A 447-nucleotide genomic window follows, 5' to 3' on the forward strand; every position below is an offset into this window, starting at 1 on the left:
GGATTATTGCTTACAGGTATACTTTTTTCTTTAATGATGAGGTTTTTCCAAGTCAGACATATCGGTGAAATGATAAGGTTGATGTTTCAAGGGGAAAAATCACCTGCTGGGATCTCAAGTTTTCAGGCAATTGCTTTATCACTTGCAGGTCGTGTAGGTACTGGTAACATTGTCGGTGTTTCCACTGCTATCTTTATCGGTGGCCCCGGTGCCGTATTCTGGATGTGGGCGACGGCATTTTTAGGTGCCAGCTCTGCATTTATCGAATCGACATTAGGTCAGATATATAAACGACAGGAAAAAGGCGAATATCGTGGAGGTCCTGCATACTATATTGAAGACGGTATTAAAGGTAAATTCGGAAAAATTTACGGGCTAGTCTTTGCAGTAGTCACTATATTATCTACAAGTCTTTTATTACCAGGTGTTCAAGCTAATGCAATTGCT

1 protein-coding gene is annotated in these 447 nt (G+C 40.7%); it reads left to right on the top strand.

Annotated elements, in window-relative coordinates; genetic code table 11:
- Positions 1-447: alanine:cation symporter family protein (locus ERX27_RS11170; RefSeq protein WP_133432858.1), on the top strand; the 447-nt coding region annotated here is incomplete at both ends.

The organism is Macrococcus brunensis (genome assembly GCF_004359615.1).
Classification (GTDB): domain Bacteria; phylum Bacillota; class Bacilli; order Staphylococcales; family Staphylococcaceae; genus Macrococcus; species Macrococcus brunensis.